The organism is Sulfuricurvum sp., from assembly GCF_023250475.1.
In the GTDB taxonomy this organism is placed as follows: domain Bacteria; phylum Campylobacterota; class Campylobacteria; order Campylobacterales; family Sulfurimonadaceae; genus Sulfuricurvum.
Genome location: NZ_JAHFAQ010000002.1, coordinates 37,457 through 43,801, shown reverse-complemented (window position 1 = coordinate 43,801; position 6,345 = coordinate 37,457). Strand labels below are relative to the sequence as shown.

6 protein-coding genes are annotated in these 6,345 nt (G+C 43.8%); 4 read left to right on the top strand and 2 right to left on the bottom strand.

Going from position 1 to position 6,345, the window contains the following annotated elements:
- Positions 1-28: 28 nt before the first annotated feature.
- A complete protein-coding gene (locus Q0C19_RS00685) occupies positions 29-1,474 on the bottom strand; it encodes a hypothetical protein (protein WP_295051721.1) in 1,446 nt (481 codons plus the stop codon).
- Positions 1,474-1,866, bottom strand: a complete 393-nt coding sequence (locus tag Q0C19_RS00680) for a hypothetical protein (RefSeq protein WP_295051719.1) — start codon at positions 1,864-1,866, stop codon at positions 1,474-1,476. Before Q0C19_RS00680 ends, Q0C19_RS00685 begins: the two co-directional genes overlap by 1 nt.
- Positions 1,867-2,029: 163 nt before the next feature.
- On the opposite strand from Q0C19_RS00680, the gene Q0C19_RS00675 reads away from it, so the two are divergent.
- The 4 genes from Q0C19_RS00675 (at position 2,030) to Q0C19_RS00660 (ending at position 6,333) form a co-directional block, all read left to right on the top strand.
- Entirely contained in the window at positions 2,030-2,575 is a 546-nt protein-coding gene (locus Q0C19_RS00675; protein WP_295051717.1) for a DUF882 domain-containing protein, read from the top strand.
- Between the two features lie 171 nt (positions 2,576-2,746).
- Positions 2,747-4,969, top strand: coding sequence for a type I DNA topoisomerase (topA, locus tag Q0C19_RS00670; RefSeq protein ID WP_295051714.1), 2,223 nt, complete (start codon positions 2,747-2,749; stop codon positions 4,967-4,969).
- Complete coding sequence (locus Q0C19_RS00665) at positions 4,966-5,481, top strand: metallophosphoesterase (protein WP_295051712.1); 516 nt, start codon at positions 4,966-4,968, stop codon at positions 5,479-5,481. The genes topA and Q0C19_RS00665 overlap by 4 nt, the downstream gene beginning before the upstream one ends.
- A gap of 3 nt (positions 5,482-5,484) precedes the next feature.
- Positions 5,485-6,333 carry a biotin synthase gene (locus Q0C19_RS00660; RefSeq protein ID WP_295051710.1) on the top strand — a complete coding sequence of 283 codons (849 nt, stop codon included), beginning with the start codon at positions 5,485-5,487 and terminating at the stop codon, positions 6,331-6,333.
- The last annotated feature ends 12 nt before the right edge of the window (positions 6,334-6,345 follow it).

The window sequence follows — 6,345 nt, the reverse complement described above, 5'->3', positions numbered from 1 at the left end:
AGAGATCCTGCCGTAAAAATTGCCATGGTTATTTCATCACATACTTGATTACGCGAGGGGTAACGACAATTACCATCTCGCTTTTTGTGCCGGACGCGTGACGCGCTCCTCCTACAACACCTGCTGCGCTGTCTCCAAGACCCGGAAGCCCGCTCCATCCTTTATCGCTTTTATTGCGGAAAAGTCCTGAGATAACGATCGGAACACCCGGTTGAACGCGCATGGTATTGGTGATCGCTTTGGTGACCGTTTGCGGTTGAGAGAATTTATTGCCGTTGACTTCAAATGAGGTATAACCTACGATATCGTTGATTTTGAGGCCGATGTCTGTGATAACGGTACCATCAAGCATATTTGACTTAAGATTGATCTCTAAGCCGCTGAGTGCCGTTGCACTGGTGGTGGAGACTTGAGATGTTCCGTTGCCGACCGAAGTATTTTGTATCCCGCTGATGTAAGGGGCTTCAATACCGTCGGTAAGTTTGACGTTGGTACCAGCCAATCCCAAAAGTTTCGGTCGCTGAACACTTTCTACTTTTCCGAAATTCTCTAAGGCATTGACAAGAGCTTTTCCGTTATATGTATCATTTTTCATGATCATTCCGAACGTAAGCGGGACGGCTGATGCACCGGCTGAACCTAATCCTCCTGCTGCGGAAGCGACAAAACTGAGCCCATCTTTGGCAAGGGTCGGGACAAGACTCCAGTCAATTCCGAGAGCATAATTATCTTTGAGCTCAACATCGTAGATGGAGATTTCATACTCGATGACATAGAGGTTGTTTCGGAGTATCTCAAGATATCTCATAATATCGCCGTACTCTTTTTCCCGTGCCGAGAAACTAACCGAAGAGGTAATGGCATCTGTAGAGACATTACTGGCACCCATAGACGCAATACTTGATTTGAGTATTTCGGGAAGACCGTTAACCGACGGAATTTTCAGCGTTACGGTTCGCATATTTCCTAAATAAAAGGTGTCATCACTATAGAGAATACTGAGCTTATCCCCAACAGTTTTTTGAAGCATTTTTCCAAAAGGGATATTGGATGCGGAAAGATTAATATTGGTTTCTGAAAGCAGATAATCGTTCTTGCCGGTGTATTCATTATTATTGCTTCCGGTAGATGTTAGCGCGGTATTATATTTATTGGAGTTGACCGATTCAGCCTGAAGCTGGAATACAACGTTTTCATTGGTAGCTTCGGTCAGCAAAGCAATAACATCACTTAACTCCGCCCCCATAATTTTAGCCCGTTTAATTATCTCTTTATCGGGAATGATTTGAGGCTCAATATGGAAATTATCAGCATTGACTTCAACAATTTGCATCGCTGGATTAGAGCGTTGAATCTGCGTGACGTTGTTGTCCAACTCTTTGAGATGCATTTCAGGAGTCAGAGTCTCTTGTTTAGTGGCGACACTGCAACCGGTTAACCCCAAAAGTACGGCAGCAAGTATAATCGAACGCATTATTTTGCTCCTGTCGTGAAATAGATGGTTTGTATTCGTCCTGCATCATCTACGGTAATGTAGTTGCTGGTGATATTTCGTACAAAATATTTGGCGTTATTCGCATAAAAGGGATCACCCTCTTTCAGAACAACGGTGTTTGTCCCTATTTTAAGGAGGATGAATTTCCCTTTATCTGTTTCTAAAAAACAGTTATAGGTTAATTGCGAAAGATCAAAAACCGGCTTTATGGCGGGTAATGAAGGTGGAGCTAATAATGGCGGCAGAGGCATGGGACGTACATCTGACGTTGCTGCCGGAGCTTTCTTCGGCTTTACAGGCTCACGAAAAAACGGGTTATAGGCCGCATTTAGCGATAGTGCAAGAAAAAGAAATGACCAAAAATAGTTCATATCGCCACTTTCTTAGGGATTATTTGACGATAAAAAGCAAGAAGTGTGCCAATTTTGTAAAGTTTGTTTTTGGTATATGTTTACAAATTCGTGAGAAGATGGACTGTAAATTGCTTATCTTATCAGTGTATATAATAATAAAAGTTGAGAAAATATTTTGTTTATGCAAACTAAAATCATAGAATCTTCTCTGTTGAATCCTGCGCGGAGAACATTTATAAAAAGTGCCATTGCATTAGCAGCATCAACATCCCTTTATGCCGGTTATAAAGGAGAAGATAAAATTCTTAATGTCATTCGCAACGGTACATCCTATAAAATTCCGTTTCTCCGCGATGGCAAAGTAGAAGAAAACGGCTATAACGATTTATGCCGCGTTTTTGCAGATGTCCGTGCCGGAGTAGCCGTACAAATGGATCCAAATTTGTTTGTGGTTTTAGCCAAAGCTCAGCAATGGTTATCCAGTAATCAAATTAACCGCCCCATTATCCTTACGTCAGGCTATCGTACTCAACATACCAATAACAATATCGAAGGGGCTGCTTTTAATTCGATGCATTTGTACGGCAAAGCGGCTGACATAAAAATAGAGGGTATCCCTGCCGATTATTTAGCAAGGTTACTTCGTATGTGCGGCGGAGCCGGAATCGGTATATATCCAAGTTTTGTCCATGTGGATACATGGAAAGAGCGGGCATGGAGAGGTTAGTCGCATTACTTGAAAAATATAGCTTTATTTTGACCTTTTTTTGTTACACTTTCGCCAATATATTAATTATAGTATGCCAAAGCGGGCAAAGGACTATTGGTTCCGCTTGCTGCTCGGGCTGCTAAAGCTTGCCTCTTGCGAGGCAGAAAATAAACGTTTAGGATTTCCTTTTTGAAACTCATCATTGTCGAGTCTCCGGCCAAAGCCAAGACCATCAAAAACTTTCTCTCTAAAGACTATGAGGTCATTGCCTCTAAAGGGCATATCCGCGATCTCCCTAAAAACCGCTTCGGTATCAAAATTGATGATGAGAAAATCATTGCCGAGTATCGTATCAGTGAAGACAGTACTGCTACCGTCAAACAGATTCAAGAGTTGGCAAAAAAAAGCGATACCATCTATATAGCGACCGACGAAGACCGTGAGGGAGAAGCGATCGGTTGGCACATCGCTCATGCGATTGATAAAGATCCTGAATCACTGCCGCGTATCGTGTTTCATGAGATTACCAAAAATGCGATTATTCATGCTCTCGAAACACCTCGAACTATCGATATGGATCGGGTCAATGCACAGCAGGCTCGCCGTTTGCTGGACCGTATCGTAGGGTATAAACTCTCTCCTCTTTTGGCCTCTAAAATCCAAAAAGGGTTATCTGCCGGACGGGTTCAATCCTCAACCCTTAAAATCGTTATCGACCGGGAACGTGAGATCCGTGCGTTTATTCCTGAAGAATACTGGACAATCGATACTCTTTTCAAAAAAGATATCGAAGCCACCCTTGTCAGTTTTGAGAATGAGAAAATCGACAAACTCACCATTAAAACCGGAGATGAAGCTAAACGGATTGTGGATACTTTAAAAGGTGAACATTTTAAAGTCGGTGAGATTGAAACCAAAGAGCGAAAATCTTCTACGCCGCCGCCGTTTATGACTTCGACCTTACAGCAAACTGCCAGCTCGCAGCTCGGGTTTTCTCCGAAAAAGACGATGATGGTTGCCCAGGCGCTGTATGAGGGGGTTAAAACTCCAGAGGGAACCAGCGGGGTTATTACCTATATGCGTACCGATTCCCTGAACCTTGCAACAGAAGCGGTTGAAGCAGCACGTGAAGCGATCTTGAGTCGTTACGGAAAAGCGTATCTTCCTGAAAATGCTAAAGTCTATACAAAAAAATCCAAAGGGGCGCAAGAGGCGCATGAAGCGATTCGTCCGACAATGCTTGCGTTCACCCCTGAAGTGGCAGCGACTTTTCTCAAGCCCGATGAGATTAAACTTTATCGTTTGATCTATAACCGCTTTTTAGCATGCCAAATGAATGATGCCCGCTTTGAACAGCAAAGTATCACTTTTGAATCTTCCAACGCACAGTTTCGTGCGACCGGGCGCAAACTCTTATTTGACGGATTTTACCGAGTTACGGGGAGTGATGACAAAGACAAGCTCCTGCCATCACTCACGACCGGCGATGCGATTGAAATTCAAACCATTGTTCCTGAGCAGCACTTTACCGAGCCTCCGGCACGATATTCCGAAGCAAGTCTTATCAAAAAACTCGAATCCGAGGGGATCGGTCGTCCATCGACCTACGCACCGACGATCAGTACCCTCCAAGCGCGCAATTACATTGAGATTGAAAAGCGTGCTATCCTCCCAACGGAGATAGCATTTACCGTCACTGAGATGCTGGAAACCCATTTTGAAGAGATCGTTGATGCTTCATTCACCGCCACAATGGAAGAGACACTTGATGAGATTAGTGAGAGCGGAAAATCGTGGCATAAAATTTTGCTTGATTTCTATTATCCGTTTATCGAAAAAATTGATGCGGGCAAAAGTAATATTGTCAGTCTCAAAATGGCAAAACCTCTCGGACGAAACTGTCCGCAATGCGGAAGCGAGTTGTTGCTTCGCTCGGGACGTTTCGGTGAGTTCATCGCGTGCAGCGGTTTTCCTAAGTGTAAATACACCGAACAGACTGAAGAGAATCAAAAAGAGAACCCTGCTTCCCCTGATGAAGTGAGCGAAGAGATATGTGATAAATGCGGTAGCGCCATGGTAGTCAAAAACGGCCGTAACGGGAAATTTTTGGCATGCAGCGGCTACCCGAAATGTAAAAATACCAAAACACTCAATCAAGAAACAAAATACTCAGAAGTGCCGTGTCCTGAATGCGGCGGAAAACTACTGTGGCGTCAATCACGACGCGGGGCGTTTTGGGGATGTGAACATTACCCGAAATGTAGATTCATCTCTAAATTTGAGCCTTCGGATAAGAAGTGTGAAATTGAAGGGTGCGGGGGCGCATTAGCACCGCGAACATACCGCAACAAAGAAGTGTATGAGTGTGTCAAATGTAAAGACCGTACACCGCGCGAGGAAAGTGGTGAATGAAAATCGGATTGCTTTCCGACACCCATTCGAAAAAAGGGCGCTCGCAAAAGGTAATTGATCACCTTGTCGCACAGGGGGCGGAGTTTTTGATTCATGCAGGAGATATAGTCAAACCTGAGATTCTCGAGCAACTCAAAAAGAGTGGATTGCGTTATGTTGCCGTGTATGGAAACAACGATGCCAATCTGATCGACTATCATGAGCGCTATACTCTTGTTCAGGAACCCCATTATTTCAAACTCGGCGGTATCAATTTCAAACTGATGCACCTCCCTTTTTATATGAATGCCGATGCGGAAGTGATTATTTTCGGACACACTCACGTATTTGAATGTGATTTTAAAAACCGTACCCTTTTTCTCAATCCGGGTGAAGCCTGTGCGAGAGACAAACCTTTTTCAAGCTGTGCTATGCTGGAAACAACGGACACCGAACTGAAAGTAACTCATTATTCACGTCCAGTGGGGAGTGAACACTTTGAAGAACGCCACTATACTTTTGAAAGACCCTAATTTATGAAAAAGATTTTTCTTTGCTCTATCTGTAATATCAACAGCGGAACCTGCAATGAAGATTGTAAGTTCTGCAGCCAAAGTGTCAAATACAAAGCGGATATCGAGCGGTATAAACAAAAACCGATAGAGCAAATACTGGAAGAAGCCCGCCGTCTTGAGGGTTTGGGTGCATTGGGCTTTTGCCTTGTCACGGCTCAAAAAGGGCTTGATGATAAAACTCTCGATTTTGTTTGCAATGTCGCCTCTACTCTCAAACGGGAAGTTCCGCGTCTTCGTCTGATTGCCTGTAACGGCACTGCGTCGCTTGAACAATTAAAGGAACTTAAACGCTCCGGTGTGAGCGCCTATAATCATAATCTCGAAACGAGCCGGGATTTTTATCCGCAAGTGTGTACAACTCACCCTTGGGATGAACGCTACGAGACTTGTGAAAATGTGAACGCTTCCGGCCTCAAGTTAATCAGCGGAGGAATCTTCGGTATGGGTGAAACACCTGAAGATCGCCTCAGTATGCTGAATTCTCTTAAAGAGCTAAATCCTATCTCCGTACCGCTTAACTTTTACCACCATAATCCGGCATTGCCGTTAAATCCTAATCCTCTGAGTGTTGATGAAGCATTGGAACTCATAAGACTTTCCCGTAAAGTACTCGATAAGGCGGATCGCATTATGATTGCCGGAGGTCGTGAAATTACATTTAAAGAGCGTCAGAGTGAGATCTTTGAAGCAGGAGCAAACAGTATCGTCATTGGAAATTATCTTACGACCGCCGGACGGGAAGCAGACGTCGATTTAAAGATGCTTCAAGAGCTTGGATTTGAAATTGCTACGACACCTGAGGATAAGTAAGTTATAATAACA